Origin of the sequence: Bacillus sp. LNXM12-1, assembly GCF_003004375.1 — a bacterium.
Classification (GTDB): Bacteria; Bacillota; Bacilli; order Bacillales; family Bacillaceae; genus Bacillus.
The window spans coordinates 454,737-474,757 of sequence record NZ_PVWX01000001.1 but is presented as its reverse complement, the minus strand read 5'-3'; the positions used below and the strand labels follow the sequence as shown (position 1 = coordinate 474,757).

Here is a 20,021-nt window from a genome sequence, read left to right as displayed (position 1 = left end):
CGCAAAGTGGGACATATGTCCTTTTCAATAGATGGGCATGTATCATTTAATGGAACTAGACTGAAAAAAGAAGGAGAATTTGAACGAATGAAAGGTGTTATTTTCGCTTTATTAGGAGGCGCTTGCATTACACTGCAAGGCGTGGCCAACGCAAGAATTAGCCAGGATATCGGCACATGGCAGGCAGCAACTATCACACAGCTAACCGGTTTTATCATCTCGCTTGTCATCTTACTGATCGTTCGAGACGGGCACTTCAGGGAATATCAAAAGGTGCGGCCACTTTATTTAATAGGCGGCGCATTTGCAGCCATTATTATTTTTAATGAAGTCACCGCGATTCAAATGATCGGTGTCACACTCACCATCGCAGCGTTACTTATTGCACAGCTTGCTTTTACCTTTGCAATCGATGCAAAAGGATGGTTTGGTGTACAGAAGAAGAAAATGAAATGGCCTCATTATGCAGGAATATTACTGATGGTCGCAGGCGTGATCATTTTAAAGCTATAAAGGAGGGCGTCAGATGGAGGAGCTTTATGATGAATCTCTTTTTGCCTCATATATGAAGGCACATCAATTAGAAAACGTCTTTCATCAAAAGCTCATATCACACGTGAGCTTGTGGCGCTATGAGCAGGGTGAGCTCGTTTGTTCAAAAGGGGATAAGAGGGAGTACCTGTACTTGTTAGTGAAAGGAAAATTAAAGATTTTCACGACCACAAAGGAAGGGAAGACCTTTATTCTTAGCTTTAAACATCCCCTTGAAGCGATTGGAGATATTGAATACGTTCAGCAGACGGATATGGTCAATACAGTCGAAGCTGTCACAGAAGTACATATGCTAAGGGTTTCTCATCAAGCGCTCATGCGCCATGCGAAGGATGACCCACGCGTGTTAACCTTTCTGCTAAAAGGCATCACAAACAAATTTTATACAAAATCAAACGATTTGAGTTTCCACCTTTTATATCCTGTGGAGGTCAGGCTTGCAAGCTACTTATTGTCTGTTGTAACAAATGATGACAGCGCGAGCGCCCTTCGTCTCACTGATGCGGCAAGCTTAATCGGTACAAGCTATCGTCATATTAACCGGGTCATTCAGCAATTCTGTGAAAAAGGGCTGATAGAGAGGCGTAGAGGAGAGATTACGATTTGTGACCGGAAAGGGCTCCTAGAAATAGCAGAGCACAATATTTATGAATAGAAGAAATGAAGGGATTTATATATGATCATAGGAATACTATTAGCTATCACTGCTGGCGCACTCGTCAGCTTACAAACCATTTTTAACAGTAAGGTCAATGAGCATACAGGCTCTTGGTCAACTACAACCCTCGTTCTTGGAATGGGCTTTATTGCTTCACTCCTGATGGGTCTCTTACTAGAGGGAACTGGCATGTTTCAATTAAGACATATGGAAGCTTGGTACTGGATCAGCGGAGCCATTGGGGTAGGAGTGGTCATTTGTCTTGTTCAGAGTATCAAACGTCTTGGACCGACTTATGGCATCTCGATTGTCCTCACGTCACAGCTGGGCTGCGCTCTTTTGTTTGATTCGCTTGGCTGGCTTGGGTTAGAAAAAGTGGCATTTTCTTTTACAAAACTATTAGGTGTCATTGTGATTGTTGCTGGGATCTTAGTGTTTAAATTGACCAAATTGGAGTCAGCAGAAAAAGATCAATCGCAAGAAAAAGGGCTGCCACAAGAGTAGCCGCCCTTTTTTAAATCAATCGCCGCCATAATACCGTTATCGCGGATAATCCATTTAAAAGGAGCCTTTTCATCAAAGGCTTTTTTTTCTGCCCATATGCGCTCGCATGATAGGCTGTTCGGTCTTTAGCAACGAGATTACTGTAGGCGATTTTTCGTTCGATTGCCTGTGTAAGTGATAACGCAAACGGGGCACTGTCAATCACCAAAATCGACTCTGTGTTTAAAAAACTAGACCTCGCATCTAAGTTATATGTCCCAATAATACTCAAGTAATCATCAATCACCATTGATTTCCCATGAATGGAATAGGGGCCTTCATATTCATACAAATGAACGCCTGTTTTCATCAGTTCCTTTTTAGTGCTTAAATATCCAGCAAAGGCTAACGGATTTGGTGTCGCTGTAAGAGAATTCGTGACCATTGTCGTTTGAATCTCACTACCTAAGGGGGTGAGTCCGGCTTTCATTGGGCGTGTTGGGATGACATAAGGCGTTTGTATAAGCACAGAACGCTTTGCCCGGTGCGCAAGATCGTTCAGTTTTTTCAGCACAAGCGGCCGCTTATTGAAGCGTTCCACAGGATTTGTGAAAAAGGCAATCTGTTTCACTGAAGTGGCATCTGCTGCCCAATCAAAGGAGGACATCACAAAAGGTTCTTTTGTGCGCACTGCTTCTTGATAGGATCTGAGCAGCTGTTTTCTAAGCTTTAACCCTTTTTTCGCTTTTGGCTTGGAGAACACATCTTTTGTTCTTTTCGTAAAATCATGATTCCATAGATAAACGAAATATTGCTCCATTTCATCTAATACTTTTCCCTTTTTGGCGTTATAGAGCAGCACATCGCGGTCAAAAGCAAAGTCTTTCGGCGGCTGATCTGCAAAGTATTTATCACCGATATTTCTTCCGCCCATCACAGCCACTCGACCATCTGCTAGTAGCAGCTTATCGTGAAGCCGATTATGCCACGTCCATGGCTTGAACAAACGAAAGGGCTCATAAAAACGAATCGACATGTTCGGATGATTTGCCACCGCATAGCGCAAATGCTTCAGCGGCCCGCGCAAACTGTGACAAATGCCATCTAACAACACCTGGACTTTCACACCTCGATCAGCTGCTTCAATTAAAGCACCTAGTACCCATTCGGCTGTTTTTCCCTTTTGAATGGAATAGTAACTGAGACGGATCACCTTCTTTGCCTCACGAATCATTTGGATTCTAACCTGACCAGATTCAAACCCATCGTCAAGAAGCATCACTTGATTTGTCCCCTGATCGTCTCCTGAGATAGAAGAGGCTTTATAAATACAATGTTCTTTGCATGTTTTTCGTATCGGTAAATAAAACAAAACAAATGCGGTCAAAAATACATAGACGACATAGAGAAGGATGAGAAAAAACAAGAGATGAAGCATAGGTATCAGCTCCTTTCACACAGACACAACTTTTCCTTAGTGTATGTCAAAAATCAAATTTCACTCATTTTGGCTTTCCATCAAAATATATGACAAAAGAATCACCTTGTTTTTATTGGGTATTTAATTATAGTATGAAATGAGTAAGGGGGAATCGAATTGAATGAACCACTATTTAACATTCCAAGCGATGTGTATCAAACGTTAAGTGAAACAGAACGTTATTTACTCCATTATATTCACCAGCATCTAGAGGATATCTCCACCTTATCCATCGTCACATTAAGTGAAAGAGCGAATGTGTCGACAGCCACAATTGTCAGATTGATGAAAAAAATTGGTTACAACGGCTATACTTCCTTTAAGTATCGATTGAAACAAGAAAAGAAAATGACCGATGCAAGTGATCAGCTAAAAAACATCGATGAAGACATCAAACTAGCGATTCGGAAAAATGAAGAAGAGGTTTTAAAGACGATTCAGCTGCAAAGTATTGGGCAAATTGAAGATGCCGTTCAAAAAATACATAATGCGGACAAAATTTATATTTTCGGCAGAGGGTTCTCAGAGATGATTGCTAAAGAAATGACCATCAAATTACAGCTCATCGGAAAAACATGCGAAGTACACGACGACCCGAATATCATTCGGCTGAAATCACGAGATATTGGTAAAAATGAACTTGCGATCTTTGTTTCATTAAATGGCGAAACAGCAGAGCTCGTTGAAGCGTGTCAAAATCTCAGCATGAAGCAAGTCACAACCATTACCGTCACGACAAGAATAGATTCTACATTAAGCAAAATATCAGATATGACTCTAGTCGGATATAAAGGCGAACAATCTTTCTTCCCAGATTATGAAGTCAGATCGCGCCTGTCTCTTCATGTCATTGCCCGCATTTTACTAGATGCCTATGTGATCCGAATGAAATAACCGCTTAAGAAGCCTTCGAGACTTTGATCTGGAAGGCTTTTTATCATGAAAACCTTTACACAATCTGAAAACATTTTCACTCCATCGTATGAGATACTTTCTTTAGAGAAAAGAAAGAAGGTGAAACCAATTGATTTATACCTGCACCTTAAATCCTGCTATTGACCTATATATTGCATTAAAAGAAATGAGGGCAAATGCAGTCAACCGCACAGAAGATGAAGACTATCAGCCGAATGGCAAAGGAGTCAATGTCTCCATTATGCTAAAGAAATATGGATTCACCAGCACTGCATTAGGATTTATTGCTGGGTTTTCAGGCTCTTATATTGAACAATCCTTAAAGGACCTTTCCATTCAAACCGATTTTATCTCGGTTGAAGGAATTACACGCATTAATGTTTTTATTAATACGACAGAAGAATACAAGCTCGTGAACCAAGGACCTGCGATTGAAGCAAAATCGCTTCACGCCTTTCGTGAAAAAATAGCGGCCATCCCGCAGGGGGGCATCCTTATCATGTCAGGCAGCCTGCCAAAGGGCGTACCCGCCAGCATTTTTTCAGAAGTAGCAGCTATTTGTCATCAGCACAACGTTAAGTTTATTTTAGACACAAGCTCCGCAGCAGTTCTTGAGACGCTTCAATACAAGCCGTATTTATTAAAACCGAATGAAGAAGAAATCGCTGCTTTTTTCGGCAAAATACATCCTATGTCAGAAAAAGAACTCATTCAATCAGGAGAAAAACTCATTGAGATGGGTGCAGAGCAAGTGCTTATTTCCCGCGGAGGAGAAGGGGCTTTGTTCATTACGAAAGACGTCATCTTAAAAGGAAACGCACCGACAGGCACTGTGGTAAACACAGCTTGTTCTGGAGATGCAATGCTCGCAGCCTTTCTTAGTAAACAGCTTGAAGGTCATTCACCTGAAGAATGCTTACGTTACGGCATTGCAACGGGCGCATCTACTGCATTTTCTAAAGGCTTAAGTGATTTACATGACATTCATTCATTAATTGAGCAAGTACACATTCACAAGATATAAGGGGGAATCAGATATGAGCCGTAAAAAAATTGTCGCTGCAACTGGCTGTCCAACAGGCATTGCACACACGTTTATGGCAGCTGAGGCATTAAAAATAGCTGCTGAGCAATTAGGGGTCGACATCAAAGTCGAAACGCATGGTCAAGTAGGAATTGAAAACGCTTTAACCGATCAAGACATTCTGGAGGCCGATGGGGTCATTGTCGCAGCTGACAAAGATGTGAATACAGATCGTTTTCACGGCAAACTACTGATTGAAGTGCCTGTAGCGAAAGGCATCCGCACGCCAGAAGAACTGATCCAAGGCATTATCAATGGAGATGCACCCGTTCATCAAGTGAAAGGAAGGGCTCCTGGGACGGAGAAAACATCTGCTCCTTCATCCTCTCAACAAAAGACGACGAATAAATGGATACACACGATCTACAAACATTTAATGAACGGTGTATCACACATGCTTCCATTTGTCGTTGGAGGCGGAGTCTTAATTGCTATTTCTTTTCTATTCGGTATTTACTCAGCTGATCCTCAGCATGAAACGTATCATCCGTTTGCTGCCTATTTAAAAAGCATTGGTGGACTCGGCTTTAGCTTAATGGTGCCTATTTTAGCAGCATTTATCGCTGATTCAATCGCCAGACGCCCAGGGATGGTTGTCGGATTTATCGGCGGCCTGCTTGCAAACGACGGTGGCGCTGGATTCTTAGGTGGTATTATCGCAGGTTTTGCAGCAGGATATATCATCGTATTCCTTCAATTCCTGCTTCAAAAATTACCTGCATCACTTGACGGTTTAAAATCAATCTTCATCTATCCTGTTATCGGTATTTTCTTGATTGGAGCTGTGATGACACCACTATTAGTTCCGATCACAGGCCTAAATAATTCATTAATGGATTTTCTCTCAGCTGTTCAATCCACGAACCCGCTGCTCTTAGGTTTAATTGTTGGAGCGATGTGTGGATTTGATATGGGAGGTCCTTTTAACAAAGCAGCCTATGTCACAGGAACGGCTTTACTTGCACAAGGCAACCTTTACTTCATGGCAGGTGTGTCCGCAGCATGTATCACACCGCCGCTTATCATTGCGATTGCCACAACGATTTTCAGAAAACATTTCACACCGCAGGAACGAAATGCAGGGGCAATCAACTATATTCTAGGGGCGACACATATTACAGAAGGTGCCATCCCATTTGCGGCAAAAAACCCGATCGTTGTCCTGCCAATTATCATGTTTGGCTCAGCCATCTCTGCTATATTGACGTATCTATTTGGCGTACAGGTTCCAGCTCCGCATGGTGGATTCCTTGTCCTTCCAGTCGTCACAGGTGCATTTCAGTGGGTACTATCCATACTGATCGGATCACTTGTAGGTGCCATTCTATACGGACTTTACCGTAAAAAAATAGACAAACCCGCAGTTTAATAGGGAGGAAGAGAAATGATGGAACATATCTATATGAATCTTCATGAAACAGCTTCTTCACAGGCTGGCGTTTTCACAGCCATTGCTGACATTGCCTACAAAGCAGGTATTTGTACATCAGCAGAGGATGTCAAAAAAGGCTTAGCTGAAAGGGAAGCACTGAGCACGACTGGATTTCAAGATGGATTTGCCATTCCACATACACAAACAGAAGCCATCACAAAACCAGCACTCGTGATCGTCCGCACGGAAACAGGCATTGAATGGGACGCTTTTGATGGGAAGCCATGCTTTTTCTTCTTATCCTTACTGATCCCCAAAAATGAAGCGGGCACCACTCATCTAAAGGCTCTTTCTGCCCTTTCACGAGGATTAATGGATGAAGCGAAACGACAAAAGCTACTGGAAACAAGAACAAATGAAGACATGCTTACTGTTTTAGAAACAGATATTTTAACGAGAGAGGATGTTTGATCATGCCTTTACTTTCAACAACACCGATGCTTGAGGCTGCGAAAAAAGAAAAATACGGAATCGTTGCATTCAATGTACATTCCTTTGACAGTATTTATTGGGTGCTCGAAACGGCCGCAGAATTAAAATCACCTGTCATTTTGCAAACAACGGTTGGAACGGTTCAATCACTTGGAGCAAAAGCGATTGCAGATACAGTCAAAGCGGCGGCTGATCAATATCAAATCCCAATCGGTCTGCACCTTGATCACTGCACGGACTTTGATGTGATTCTCACCTGTATTCGAGCGGGATATACATCCGTCATGATCGATGCATCCATGCATTCATATGAAGAAAATGTACGCCGCACAAAAGAAGTCGTAGACCTCGCGTTAAAAGTAGGGGTGAACGTCGAAGCAGAATTAGGCAAGGTAGGCGGCGTAGAGGATGATATCGTCGTCGATGAAAAGGATGCTGAAAAAGCCGTTCCTTCAGAGTGCTGTCAATTTGTGGAAGAAACTAGGATACCTACTTTAGCGCCTGCGATTGGTACCGCTCACGGCATTTATAAAGGGGTACCGGATATTGACTTTGACCGCATTGAACAAATTGCAGCGCTGGTCGATGTTCCCCTTGTGCTGCACGGCGGTTCCGCTGTACCGGATGAGGACGTCAGACGATGTGTAGCACTTGGTATGGCAAAGGTCAATGTCTCTACTGAATTGAAAAATGCGTACTCTGAAGCCATCCGTGATCATTTCTCAAACGAACCTGAAAGCTTAGATCCACGTATGTATTTACAAAAAGCAAAACAAGCAGCAAAAGACATGGTCACATCGAAAATACGGATCGTTGGCAGTGAGGGCAAAGCCCATCCTCTATATCAGTGAAACAAAAAAGCAGAGCCGCTAAGGCTCTGCTTTTTCACATTATTCGCTTTCTTTCATTTCATTTGATGTGCGTACTCGTGCATTTCCCATAAATAGGACCGTAATCGCTGCAAGGGCAATAGGAAACAACGCAATCAAAAATACGTACGTAATGCTTTGTGACATCGCATCGATGACTTTATTTAAAATATCAGGCGGAATTTGTGAGCGAGCACCTTCTTGAAAAATGGCTTGTGGATCGCCTATTTGAGAAGGGGCTCCTTTTATTCCGCTAAAGGCATCTGCTAAGCGATTCGTTAGGACATTGGTTTGAATCGTCCCAAAAATCGTGACACCAAGCGTCATCCCAAGTGATCTCATAAATGAATTGGTTGAGTTTGCACTGCCTCGGTAACGAGGGGCAAGATCATTCATTGAAGCTGAAGGCAGAAGAGAGAAGCTAAAGCCGACGCCAAAGCCTGATATCATCATAAAGAGTGTAAGCCACAGTCTAGCTGTATCTGGTGACATATTGGCAAGAAGCAGCATCCCAGCAAAAAATGAAATAACAGAGATCGTCATAAGACGTCTGAAAGGCACTTTCGTCTGCATCGTTCCGCCAATCATACTGCCAATCACAGATCCTATCATCATCGGTGTTAAAATAAACCCTGCACTTGTCGCAGATTCACCATACACCGCTTGCACGAAAATAGGAATAAAGACGGCAAGAATAATAAATGTCCCCCCATATAAAAACGCCAATATTTGAGATGTCGCAAATAAACGATTTTTAAACATCCAAAAAGAAATAATCGGTTCCTCCGCTTTACGCTCAACAATAAAGAAGATGGTACCAAACACAAGAAACACGGCAAAAAGTGTGAGGATTTGCACCGAATCCCACGCATAAGATTTACCGCCAAGCTCAAGTGCGAACATTAAGCTCACAACTGCCACGACAAGTGTAATAGCACCTGACCAGTCAATTTTTTGCTTGCGATGTTCCAGCGATTCATGATAGTATCTGGCGATCAAGAACACACTAACAATACCGATTGGCACGTTAATATAGAAAACCCAATGCCAGCCGATCGAATCTGTGATAATAGCTCCTAACAGTGGTCCTAGTACACTCGATAAACCAAATACTGCACCAAACATACCGGACATTTTTCCGCGCTTTTCAGGCGGGAAGATATCAAAGATGATCGTAAACGCGATCGGAAGAAGGGCACCGCCTCCAAGCCCTTGAATGGCCCGGTAAATAATGAGCTGATCCATCGTTTGTGCGATACCGCACAGCGCTGATCCAATTAAAAAGAAAATAAGTCCAAACAGAAAAAAACGCTTTCGACCATACATATCAGAAAGCTTTCCGTAAATCGGCATTCCAGCCATCACTGCCACCATATAAGAAGCCGTCACCCAAGCAAATTTATCAAAACTGCCCAAATCTGCTACGATGCTTCCCATCGCTGTTGCAACAATGGTATTGTCCATCGCTGCCATAAAAATCCCTAACAGCAAACCGATGACAACAAAGCGAGTGGATGCCTTGCCTTTATCCACATGATTCATTTCATTTACCTCCTGCTTACGTTCTCTTCTTATTTTTGCTATGATCAACTTAACCATAAGTAAGAGAACATTTATCTTGATGATCAAGATAAATTGATTTTAAAGGGAGGAGAACAAGTTGTCAATAAAGAACGAGACTGAAGACAGAGCAGACCTGATCATACATACAATGAGGCGCCTCGCCACACGAACGGTTTTATTCCATCAAGCGGCCGCGCAATCGCTCGGCCTTTTCCCAACAGACCTCAAATCAGCCGATTTATTAAACGAACTCGGTCCTCTCACAGCAGGAGAATTAAGTGAAAAAACAGGTCTTAGCTCAGGTGCGGTCACAGCTCTTATTGATCGCCTTGAAAAAGCGGGCTACGTCAAAAGAGAAAAAGACCCAAAAGACAAACGAAGAGTTATCATCGTTCCATTAACGGCAGGGAAATCACAGGTAAAAGAACTTTTCCAATCCTTATCGGCATCAACTAAACAGCTCACAAACGAATACAAACGAGAAGAATTAGACTTAATCATTCAATTTATTAACGAAGCAGCAGATATTATGGACCAAGAGCTGCAATTGCTTAAGTCTAAATCGTAAGAAGGCGCACTGATGCGGGTGTGCTTTTTTATGGAAAAATGGACTCAAAGGCTGCACGCTGTTTTTGAAGATGGTTTAGCTGAAAGTATAACTGATGATAAGAGGAGGACTGAGCTGTCAAAGATAACTATCTTGGGCTGAAAACATAGATGAGGCTCTGACTGAAGCTGATCTGAAGGCTTTGATTATTTGTCTTTAGATTTAAGGGACGAACATCTCTTTTTGAAATTCTAACTACAAAGAAAATTGAAAGCACATAGAGTTGGGAAGAGTAAAACTCCTAATCTTAGACGGAGTTAACCACAAAGCCTATTTATCAGACATTCCTGATTACGGAAAGACTAGTATTCATTCAAAAAACGGAGTACCTATAAGGATACAATATGATTAAGGATATAAAATAACATGAGTATTGTTATAATATACCTTATTTGTTGCGATTTATAGGATTTTTGGTAACCTTTCGACAGCACTTGGAATCATCTGAGTGCTGTTTTGTATTTGAAAAAAATTAATGGTAAAATACATCATGTTTCTCATAATATGTTTAAAAGAGGTGCGATGATTTTGAAGAAGAAACTTACACTCCTTCTAGTAGCATTAATTCTAACTGTGGTATCTATAACATTAATAATAAATAAAAACAAAACTGAGAAATTTAAGAATGAAAATTGGGCCTATGAATATTTAAAAATTAATAAACTGCATAACCAGAAAAAACTAACTGGAAAAGGTGTTAAAGTAGCATTAATTGATTCAGGTGTTTCATTAAAGCAGGAGGTCAATGTTAAGAAAGGGGTAAACGTTTTAGATCCCAAAAGATCATATCAAGATAATCATGGTCATGGAACTCATTTAGCTGGAATATTAACTAGTAAAGACATTGGTGTTGCGCCAAACATCGATTTATATGTAATTAAAGCCTTGGATAACAATTTAAATGGTGATATTAATAATGTAATAGAAGCAGTGAATTATAGTATTGAAGAAAAGGTTGACATTATTTTAATGTCATTTGGCACTTTAAAATATTCTAGAAAACTGGAATCTGTAATAAATAGAGCTTTAAAAAATAATATTGTTGTAATTTCATCGGTTGGGAACTATGGGTTACAAGAAAAGAGCGAAATACTCTACCCTGCTAAATTTGAAGATGTTATTGCTGTAGGAGCTTTAAATATGAACGGTGATATATGGAAAGGGACAACTGTAGGTAAAGGATTAAATGTGTTACTTCCGGGGCAGTATATAAAAAGTTATTCAAAAGATGGTTCTTTTTTATATAGTAGTGGTACTTCAATGGCAGCTGCCTACATGGCAGGTCTTGCTGCTCTCTTTTTTGAAGAATATTCTTCTTATAATAAACACACAATCTCGAAAAAAATATGGAAAAAAATCAAAAATTTAGATAAAATAAACGGGTATTCAGTTATGAATACAGATAAATTTTTTTGAGAAAGTAGGGTTTATATGAAGAATAAGCTTATTCTAGTAGTACTGTCTTTTATTCTATGTTTTTCGGCGGTGACTCCAGTATATGCTGAGAGCGTAACTTCACAGGATAGTGAACTTGTGGTTAGTGATCAATTGATTGAACAAGTATACGAGGATACCGGTATAGATGTTTCAAATGTAGATGTATCAAACTTTAATAAAGAATTTGACTTTCTTTTGAATGATCCAGTATTTATTGAATTAGAAGAAACTTTAGCGTTACAGAGCCAGAATGCTGAATTGAAAGAAGACAGTGTAACTGGTCAGTGGATACCGGTGGTGGCTGCTGCTTTAAGATTATTAATTTCTCAAGTTGGAAAAAAGGGAATGCAAAAAGGATGGAAAGTAGCTAGACCATATGTGCAGAAAGCATTAAAGGCGCCTCAAAATTATATTATTGATGGCCCTGGATCAGGAGGGCGCATTATACAGGTACGTAGCAAAAAAACCAAAAAACCACTATTCAGACTAGATTATGCACCTATAAAACATGGAAGACCTGCTGTTCTGCATTATCATGTTCCACCTAATCTAAAAGATCATCATGTTATTTTCTAAAGGAGAGATCAACGTTGCTTAACTTAGACGATACAATGCATTTGCATGTAGGCTATTATGAAAATGATTCAGATTATGAAGGTGTGTTTTTTAAAAGTTTAGATTCAGGGAAATGGTTATTGTTTTTTGATCAAGAAAGCTATGGTATAAAACTTAAACAAAAATATGAAAAATATGATGATTTTGGTTTGTTGGTTGGAGAGTATAATATTGATGATGAATATATTGAGGATAAAGGGGATGAATTGTTCGAACGGTTTCTAAAAGAAAACGGTATTATTAAAGCATAGTGTTTTTGTGGGATACGTTACAATAAAACAACAGGATATAGAAGAAGACAGCTTTATCTGTTTGAAGACGTTTATGTAGACTTTAAAACTTTTGTTGAGGAATATATTTATTACGAAGGCGATGCGTTTTGAAAATAATATAAAAAAAGTGTCCATGTTTATGGGCACTTTTTCTTATTTGTATTGGCCGAGAAAAAGGGGACCTTTTTTTCTAAGTGGATCATCGTATGATAGAGGCAAGCAAAACGAACGTGAATATTTTGTCCAGAAGAAAGAACCTGCGGACACTGATGCAGTACATATGTGTGAATCAAGAATGCCAAAAGCATTGTGAAGGATCAAAAAAATTCAAAAAGATTTTTCAGGACATTCATGATCTCATTACAAAGGTTTTCTATCACATTAAAGAAAACAAAGGATTCTTTTTGTAAAAGTCTCAAAGCACACTCAAGCGGGTGTGCTTTTTCTTATGGCAAAAGAGCACCCAAAAGCTGCACAGCATGTGCTGAAGACATTTGGGCTTCTTTGACGCATGTGAGTTGATTAGACTTATAACCAAAGGGAAGAAGGGAGGAATTCCAACTGTATTTAACCAAAAGGGGCACGACTTTACTATCAATGCTGATTCACACGACATCTTATTTATCAATTGAAGATTTACAGAATCGACTGAATGTCTCTACTCGAACCGTCTACTCTGAAATCAAACGCATGAATAGCTGGCTGGAAACTCAGCAGCTGAGTGGTATTCAGCGAAAAGATCAACTTGGCTACTACTTACACCCACATGAAAAAGAAGTCATTATTCAAAAAGCGAACACCATTCTCGTTGGCCATGATTATGAACCATGTGTAAAGGAAAGAAGAGCCATCCTGCTCTTATCCATTGCATGCAGTGAGAAACGCCTAAGAATTGATGATTTTATGAAGATGACCAAAGTGAGCCGGAATACATTGCTTGAAGATATGAAACAGCTAAAAGAAGCACTTTCAAAGCAGCAGCTTATCCTCCACTATCAGGCAGCCTGCGGCTATTTGATTTCAGGAGAAGAAAGAGCGATTCGATTGGCGCTGAAACCTTATATTCATTCCATTCGCACAATGATAAAAAACGAAAAAGCGTTTCCACCTTTTTGGTTAAAGGGGCCAATTTCATATAAACGGTTAAAGCATCTCCTCGAGCAGTCAGAACAAGAGCTTAAGCTCGAGTTTGCAGATGACATGCTGGATCAGCTGTCTTTGGATCTCTTTTTCTACTTTAAGCGGATGAAGCTAGAACGTGCTGTACACCTTTCAAACGAAGAGAAGCGTACATTGCAGGAAACAGATGAATGCTTTGCGGCTATTCGTTTCATGGCACGAATTCAAAGAGAAACCGGCCTTCATGTTCATGATGATGAAATCTATTTTCTTACTACTCTATGGCTCAGCGCCAAGAAACAAAAGCTTCCATCAAGTAAAAAACCAGAAGAGCATCTCATTCGCACCATTGCCAGACAAATGATTTTTGACTTTCAGCGGTATGCATGTATTTCCTTTCAAGAGTACGAAGCCTTGGAGCAAAACTTGACAATGCATCTCATCCCGGCCTATTACAGACTCGTCTATCACATTGATATCAACAATGAATTAACAGAATCTATTAAAAAAGCACAGCCAGAGGTGTTTGAAATCACTCAAAAGGTCGTATGCCATTTAGAAAAGGCGACCTGTTCAAAGATCAGCGACCATGAAATTGCATATGTGGCGATGCATTTTGGTGGTTGGATGAGAAGAGAAGGGATTTCACCAATTGTGCGGCGTTCTGTATACATTGTCTGCGGCGAAGGAATTGGCACAAGTCACATGCTGAAAACACAGCTTATCGAATTAATCGGTTATATCGAAGTACGTGAACTATTATCAAAGCGTTCATATGAAGAAATGTCATCCATTGATGTCGACTTTGTTGTGTCAACAACACCTATTTCGTTTAAAGGAAAACCCGTTCACCTCGTTCATCCCATTCTCACTGCCTATGAGAAAAAAACCTTACTTCAATATGGGGAAGGTGCAGAAATCAGGCTTGATGAGAACAATGTGGACGCTTTATTCAACATCATTCAGCAGCATACCATCGTACAAAATGAAAAAGCACTGCTTCGTGATCTTAAAGAGCTGCTTCATCCCGCATATGTATCCCATCAGAAAGGGTGGAAACCAGTGTTAAACGATTTATTAACAGAAAAAACCATTCATCTCCAGCAAACAGCAGAAACTTGGCCAGAGGCCATCACAAAAGCAGCGCAGCCTTTACTCGATCAAAATGCCATTCAGAGAGGTTATGTGGAGGCCATGATTCAGTCTGTGCATCAAAATGGACCTTATATTGTGATTGCACCACAAGTAGCCATTCCGCACGCCAGACCAGAGGACGGCGTGAACAAATTAAGCATGTCACTCATGTCATTTGAACCGCCCGTTTTTTTCTCTAAAGATGGAAAAAAACAGGTTCGTCTCATCATTGTGCTAGCAGCCATTGACAGTATGACCCACTTGAAAGCACTCAAACAGCTGACCATGCTGTTAAGTGATGAAAAACGGAGGAAACAACTGGTTGAAGCAAAGGAATTAGCATCGGTGCAAAAACTAGTTGATCAATTTTCACAACTATAAAGGAGGAAAAAGAGAATGAAAAAAATTCTTGTTGTGTGCGGAAACGGATTAGGAAGCAGCTTTATCGTAGAAATGAATGTCAAAAAAGCATTAGAAGAGTTAGGACTTGTAGCTGAAGTAGATCATACCGATCTCAGCACAAGTAAAAATGAACAGGCCGATCTATATATCGGAGCAACAGACATTATCGATCAGCTGGATGACGGCACAAGAAAGGTCGCTGGATTAAATAACTTGTTAGACCAGAAAGCCATTAAAGACGTCCTTCGTAAACACATATAAGCCACAAAAAAGGGGGATCACATCATGATGGAACTGATCATGAACGATATATTGGGCACACCGGCAATTCTCATCGGTTTGTTTGCACTGGCCGGTTTACTTTTGCAGAAAAAATCAGCCGCAGATACCGTGTCAGGCACCTTGAAAACAACCATGGGTTTTTTAATATTAGGAGCGGGCGCCACGGTCGTGTCTGATTCACTTGGAGTTTTTCGAAAAATGTTTGAAGCAGCCTTTCACATTCAAGGGGTTGTCCCAAATACAGATGCCATGGCGGCCATTGCCCAAAAGGAATTCGGTACACAGACGGCTCTCATTATGATTTTTGGCATGCTGGTCAATTTGTTATTGGCAAAATTCACGCCCTTTAAATACGTCTTTTTAACAGGGCACCATACCTTGTATATGGCTGCAATGCTCGCAGTCGTTCTCTCGACAGCCGGAATGCAAGGAGGATTTCTTGTGACCACCGGTTCGATTATATTAGGAACAGCTATGGTCATTGCACCCGCTATCCTTCAGCCATTCACAAGGAAAGTCACAGGAAGCGATGATCTCGCGCTCGGACACTTCAGTACCTTCGGTTATTTTACAGCGGGAATGATCGGCAAATGGATCGGTCGTCCAGAGAGATCAACGGAAACCATTCAAGTGCCTAAATCACTCGGCTTTCTAAGAGATACATCTGTTGCCATTTCGATCACGATGGCTTTGCTGTTCTTTGCGATTGCACCGTTTGCAGGGATTCCCTTTATAGAACAAATTAGCGGGGGCACGAACTTCGCTGTCTTCATTCTCATTCAGGCTATTACCTTTGCTGCAGGTGTGTACATTATTTTAGCCGGGGTGCGGATGGCAATCGGTGAAATCGTGCCTGCTTTCAAAGGGATTGCCGATCGTTTTGTGAAAGGGGCAAAGCCGGCACTTGACGCGCCAACCGTTTTTCCATTTGCTCCAAATGCAGTCATTATCGGATTTTTATGCAGCTTTGCAGGAGGCATCGTATCCATTTTTCTTTTACCTTTGTTTGGTTTAACTGTCATTGTCCCTGGTCTTGTCCCGCACTTTTTTTGCGGCGCTACAGCAGGAGTGTATGGTAATGCAACAGGAGGCGTAAGAGGTGCTGTCGCTGGGGCCTTTGTGAATGGATTGCTTCTTTCCTTTTTACCTGCTTGTTTATTACCTGTGTTAGGAACCCTTGGCTTTGAAGGGACAACTTTTGGAGATACAGACTTTGGTATCATCGGAATCTTGATTGGATTGATCAAGCTTTTATTTCAACTCTAAAAAGGAGGAGCCTCAGAATGACAGCCATTTTTTCACCTTCATTGATGTGCATGGATTTAACGCACTTCCGCGAACAAATTCATATACTCAACACAAGAGCAGATCGATATCATGTCGACGTCATGGATGGTCATTACGTGAAAAATATCACCTTATCGCCCTTTTTCATAGAACAGCTTCGAAAACTGACAGATAGACCAATTGATGTTCACCTTATGGCGGAATACCCCCAAGAATTTTTAATCGATGCCTGCATTGATGCAGGCGCAAGCATGATCTGCTTACACCCAGACGTCGTGCAAAGAGACGTTTTTAGAATCATTCGGCATATCCATCAAAGAGACTGCAAGGTCGGCTTTGTCTTAAATCCCGCCACACCAATTGCGGTGTTAAATTCCTTTATACATTTAATAGACCGAGTGACGATCATGACGATCGATCCAGGCTTTGCTGGACAGCCTTTTATTAAAGAAATGCTTCGTAAAATCAAAGAGGTGAGAAAGATAAAAGAGCAAGGAGGATACTCATTTTCAATTGAAGTAGACGGCTCTTGTAATGAGAGCACGTTCCGGCTGCTTGCTGAGGCTGGAAATGAGATCTATATCATCGGCAACTCAGGTTTATTTGGACTTCACAATCAACTCGATAAAGCTTGGGAGACAATGAAGCAATTGTTTGCAAAAGAAACAGCCTCAATTGAATCACGTTAGTAAAAGAGGATGTAATCCATCCTCTTTTTTACGCAATTTTACTAAAACACCGCAATCTCACCAAAACATAACCAAATACAAAATAAAAAAATTACAAATCCACAATTGAAAGCGCTTTACTTATATGTTATCCTTCAAATATCTTTAGTAAATATTTAGTCAAAATCTAAGAGGAGTTTGCCTATGACCACACTCAAAGATATTGCCCATGATGCAAAAGTGTCCGTATCCACTGTATCCCGTGTGTTAAATGGCGATCAAACACTTGCCGTTTCACACGCAACAAGACAAAACATCCTCGACATTGCAAAGAAGCTAAACTATACCCCAGTGAGAGCAAGAAAAGCCGATCAAGCAGAAGAAAAACCTCCATCTGAATCCCCAGTCATCGGTATCGTTGTCGCTCAATCCATTGACGAAGAATTAAATGATCCCTTTTTTTCATCGATTCGAAAAGGAATTGAAAAAGAATATGCCAAACAAGGGCTGTCCACCCTCCATACCTTTCGCCTGAGAAGCATGGACAAAGGGGCGATGCTAAAGGATATTGACGGTTTGATTGTCATTGGACGAATCAGTCCCGATACAGTTGAAAAAATGACAAACCGAATGGAACACATTGTTTTTATTAATCACTATGCGGATGAAGATTTGTATGATTGTGTACATGTTGATTTTGTAAGAGCGGCAGATCGAGCAATTCGCCATCTGCAATCGCTTGGCTATACACATCTAGGCTATATTGGCGGAAAGGAGCGGGAGCATTATTTCGAAGGAAACGCTGTGATTGAGGACGAAAGGCAAACGACGTTTATGAGAAGAATGCAGGAGGCGGGATATCTTCATCTGGATGACATCCACATTGGGGAATACTCCATGCAAGAAGGCTATACGCTTATGCAGCAAGCCATTAAAAAAGGAAACCTTCCACAAGCCTTTTTTATCGGAAGTGATTCAATGGCGATCGGTGCAATGCGTGCGCTCAACGAAGCCGGTCTGCGTGTTCCTTTCGATGTATCCATTGTTGGGTTTAATGACATTGAAGCTGCTTCATTTTCAAGTCCGCCGCTTACAAGCGTAAAAGTATATACAGAAGAAATGGGGGAAGTCGGCTTGAAGCTTTTGCTTGAGCGAATAAACGGAAGAAAGCTCCCTCTAAAAGTCGTCGTGCCAACAAAACTCATCGAACGGGGCAGCACATGTCTCATCCATGAAAGGGGGTGAACCAAGATCTCAGCAAACAAAAAAGAGACAAAAAAGCAGAAAGCAGCTGCTCAGCATGATGGCCAGATCATGCTAAGAACAAGGCAGCCTGCCGTTATGCTCTCTTATCTCTTTGAAAAGAATAGAATTCCAGTATAATGGACTTCTTTTGTTTCCGCAACTGCATGAATTCTACCGATTATCGTCTGAATTTTCAGTGATCAAAAGGAGGAAACCATGAATAAAAAATTCATGCTGCTGACTGCGGCCTTTGTCTTGACCATTCTTTTGTCTGCTTGCGGCAATAACGGTACGTCCGAAGCAAACGGAAAGGTCACCCTGACTCTCTTTTCGACGATGAGCAACAGCGGGGAAAGAAAAGCATTTGAAGAAGTGATTCGTGAGTTTGAAAAAGAGCATCCACATATTCGAATCGATGCCAACTTCCCGGGCAACAGCTATGAAGATATGATTCGCGTCAAAATGGGGGCAAACGATATGCCGGATCTGTTTGACACACATGGCTGGGCCAAACTGCGCTATAGCGAGTATGTGGCTGATTTAAAAGAGATGGATTGGGTCAAACAGCTTGATCCATCTCTCGATCAGATTTTAAAGGACCAAGATGGCAAAGTATACGCGTATCCGCTGAATCAAGCAAAAGACGGGCTTAGCTTTAATGCCAATCTATTAAAGGACTATGACATTGAAGTCCCTAAAACACTTGATGAATTAAAATCTGCTTTGCTGACAGTTAAAGAAAAGAGCAAAGGAGAGGTTGTGCCGCTCTGGATACCAGGAGGAGATAACTCAAATATCGCCCAAGTCTTTGATGAACTAGCCACACCTTTATTAATCACCGATCCAAAACATCAATACGGAAAAGAACTTGAAAACGGATCTTTTGATTGGTCTCACTATACACCGCTTGCACAGTTCATGAAGGAGCTGAAGGATCAAGATTTTTTAAACAAAGATGTCCTGACAGCGAAACTATCTCAAGCACCTGAACTGATGGCACAAAACAAAATAGCCTTCACCTTTGTCGGAGGTTCTTTAGGACCTGAAGCGTCAGAACTCAATCAATCGATCAAAGTAGGCACGATACCTGTTCCTGCCATTCATGAAGGAGATGAGCAAAGCTGGATTGGGGGAGAACGATTTACTGTCGCTGCCTGGAAGGACTCCAAGCATCTAAAAGAAGCAAAACAATTCATCGATTTTCTCGCAAAGCCTGAAAATGCGGAAAAAATCGCAGAAGGCACATCCTCTGAAGCAGCCTTAACGCATGTAAAAGTGAAAAACTATTACTCTACGTTTTACGATCAATACGAACAGGTGAAGATTGAACCTTACTTCGATCGAAAATACTTACCAAGCGGAATGTGGGCTGTCATGGCAACGACGGGTCAAGAATTATTAGCAGGCTCCATCACACCAGAACAATTATCGAAGAAGATGGAAGAGGAATATAAGCGTCTGAAAAAACAATAGCAGGCCCATGCT

At 41.1% G+C, this 20,021-nt stretch carries 19 protein-coding genes and 1 pseudogene; 18 read left to right on the top strand and 2 right to left on the bottom strand.

Translation table 11 applies throughout. The features are described from left to right. The first annotated feature begins 87 nt into the window (after nt 1-87). Genes C6Y07_RS02440 through C6Y07_RS02430 form a run of 3 tightly spaced genes read left to right on the top strand, consistent with a single transcriptional unit; the run spans nt 88 to nt 1,714 of the window. Nucleotides 88-513, top strand: coding sequence for a DMT family transporter (locus C6Y07_RS02440; protein ID WP_060596692.1), 426 nt, complete (start codon nt 88-90; stop codon nt 511-513). A gap of 13 nt (nt 514-526) precedes the next feature. Continuing rightward, nucleotides 527-1,207, top strand: coding sequence for a Crp/Fnr family transcriptional regulator (locus C6Y07_RS02435; protein WP_066030818.1), 681 nt, complete (start codon nt 527-529; stop codon nt 1,205-1,207). Between the two features lie 21 nt (nt 1,208-1,228). Continuing rightward, nucleotides 1,229-1,714 carry a DMT family transporter gene (locus C6Y07_RS02430; protein ID WP_034660841.1) on the top strand — a complete coding sequence of 162 codons (486 nt, stop codon included), beginning with the start codon at nt 1,229-1,231 and terminating at the stop codon, nt 1,712-1,714. A 10-nt stretch (nt 1,715-1,724) separates the two neighbouring features. Here C6Y07_RS02430 and C6Y07_RS02425 read toward each other — a convergent pair whose 3' ends face one another. Beyond that, nucleotides 1,725-3,131, bottom strand: coding sequence for a phospholipase D-like domain-containing protein (locus C6Y07_RS02425; protein WP_060596476.1), 1,407 nt, complete (start codon nt 3,129-3,131; stop codon nt 1,725-1,727). 159 nt (nt 3,132-3,290) lie between these two features. Between C6Y07_RS02425 and C6Y07_RS02420 the strand changes: the two genes are divergently transcribed. The 5 genes from C6Y07_RS02420 to C6Y07_RS02400 all read left to right on the top strand — a co-directional run bounded on the left by C6Y07_RS02420 (nt 3,291) and on the right by C6Y07_RS02400 (nt 7,887). Further along, nucleotides 3,291-4,067 (top strand): MurR/RpiR family transcriptional regulator, encoded by a 777-nt coding sequence (locus C6Y07_RS02420; protein ID WP_066030821.1) that lies wholly within the window; start codon nt 3,291-3,293, stop codon nt 4,065-4,067. Nucleotides 4,068-4,197: 130 nt separating this feature from the next. Continuing rightward, the gene (gene pfkB / locus C6Y07_RS02415) at nt 4,198-5,112 is read left to right on the top strand and encodes a 1-phosphofructokinase (protein ID WP_060596475.1); all 915 of its coding nucleotides are present in this window, start codon (nt 4,198-4,200) and stop codon (nt 5,110-5,112) included. Nucleotides 5,113-5,125: 13 nt separating this feature from the next. Further along, nucleotides 5,126-6,541, top strand: a complete 1,416-nt coding sequence (locus C6Y07_RS02410; RefSeq protein ID WP_106156193.1) for a PTS fructose transporter subunit IIC — start codon at nt 5,126-5,128, stop codon at nt 6,539-6,541. A gap of 15 nt (nt 6,542-6,556) precedes the next feature. Then, the gene (locus C6Y07_RS02405) at nt 6,557-7,015 is read left to right on the top strand and encodes a PTS sugar transporter subunit IIA (RefSeq protein WP_106037277.1); all 459 of its coding nucleotides are present in this window, start codon (nt 6,557-6,559) and stop codon (nt 7,013-7,015) included. Between the two features lie 2 nt (nt 7,016-7,017). Further along, nucleotides 7,018-7,887, top strand: coding sequence for a class II fructose-bisphosphate aldolase (locus C6Y07_RS02400; RefSeq protein WP_106156191.1), 870 nt, complete (start codon nt 7,018-7,020; stop codon nt 7,885-7,887). On the opposite strand, the pseudogene C6Y07_RS02395 reads toward C6Y07_RS02400, so the two are convergent. Next, nucleotides 7,881-9,447: pseudogene (locus C6Y07_RS02395) on the bottom strand (MDR family MFS transporter). The gene C6Y07_RS02400 and the pseudogene C6Y07_RS02395 overlap by 7 nt on opposite strands. Before the next feature lie 169 nt (nt 9,448-9,616). Here C6Y07_RS02395 and C6Y07_RS02390 point away from each other — a divergent pair. The 10 genes from C6Y07_RS02390 to C6Y07_RS02340 all read left to right on the top strand — a co-directional run bounded on the left by C6Y07_RS02390 (nt 9,617) and on the right by C6Y07_RS02340 (nt 20,009). Beyond that, a complete protein-coding gene (locus C6Y07_RS02390; protein WP_223250451.1) occupies nt 9,617-10,036 on the top strand; it encodes a MarR family winged helix-turn-helix transcriptional regulator in 420 nt (139 codons plus the stop codon). Nucleotides 10,037-10,603: 567 nt separating this feature from the next. Next, nucleotides 10,604-11,491, top strand: coding sequence for a S8 family serine peptidase (locus tag C6Y07_RS02385; protein WP_187704536.1), 888 nt, complete (start codon nt 10,604-10,606; stop codon nt 11,489-11,491). A gap of 15 nt (nt 11,492-11,506) precedes the next feature. After that, on the top strand, nt 11,507-12,088 hold the full coding sequence (locus C6Y07_RS02380; RefSeq protein WP_039166537.1) for a hypothetical protein: 582 nt from the start codon (nt 11,507-11,509) through the stop codon (nt 12,086-12,088). Between the two features lie 14 nt (nt 12,089-12,102). Then, a complete protein-coding gene (locus C6Y07_RS02375; protein WP_223250439.1) occupies nt 12,103-12,378 on the top strand; it encodes a DUF3986 family protein in 276 nt (91 codons plus the stop codon). A 582-nt stretch (nt 12,379-12,960) separates the two neighbouring features. Then, on the top strand, nt 12,961-15,033 hold the full coding sequence (locus tag C6Y07_RS02365; RefSeq protein ID WP_223254137.1) for a BglG family transcription antiterminator: 2,073 nt from the start codon (nt 12,961-12,963) through the stop codon (nt 15,031-15,033). Between the two features lie 15 nt (nt 15,034-15,048). After that, nucleotides 15,049-15,315, top strand: a complete 267-nt coding sequence (locus C6Y07_RS02360) for a PTS sugar transporter subunit IIB (RefSeq protein WP_060596469.1) — start codon at nt 15,049-15,051, stop codon at nt 15,313-15,315. Nucleotides 15,316-15,339: 24 nt separating this feature from the next. Next, nucleotides 15,340-16,602, top strand: a complete 1,263-nt coding sequence (gene ulaA / locus C6Y07_RS02355) for a PTS ascorbate transporter subunit IIC (RefSeq protein WP_060596468.1) — start codon at nt 15,340-15,342, stop codon at nt 16,600-16,602. 17 nt (nt 16,603-16,619) lie between these two features. Continuing rightward, nucleotides 16,620-17,312: a D-allulose 6-phosphate 3-epimerase gene (gene alsE, locus C6Y07_RS02350; protein ID WP_106156185.1), complete on the top strand. Its 693-nt coding sequence runs from the start codon at nt 16,620-16,622 to the stop codon at nt 17,310-17,312. A 183-nt stretch (nt 17,313-17,495) separates the two neighbouring features. After that, complete coding sequence (locus C6Y07_RS02345; RefSeq protein WP_060596466.1) at nt 17,496-18,536, top strand: LacI family DNA-binding transcriptional regulator; 1,041 nt, start codon at nt 17,496-17,498, stop codon at nt 18,534-18,536. A gap of 216 nt (nt 18,537-18,752) precedes the next feature. Then, complete coding sequence (locus tag C6Y07_RS02340; RefSeq protein ID WP_060596465.1) at nt 18,753-20,009, top strand: ABC transporter substrate-binding protein; 1,257 nt, start codon at nt 18,753-18,755, stop codon at nt 20,007-20,009. Nucleotides 20,010-20,021: the final 12 nt, after the last annotated feature.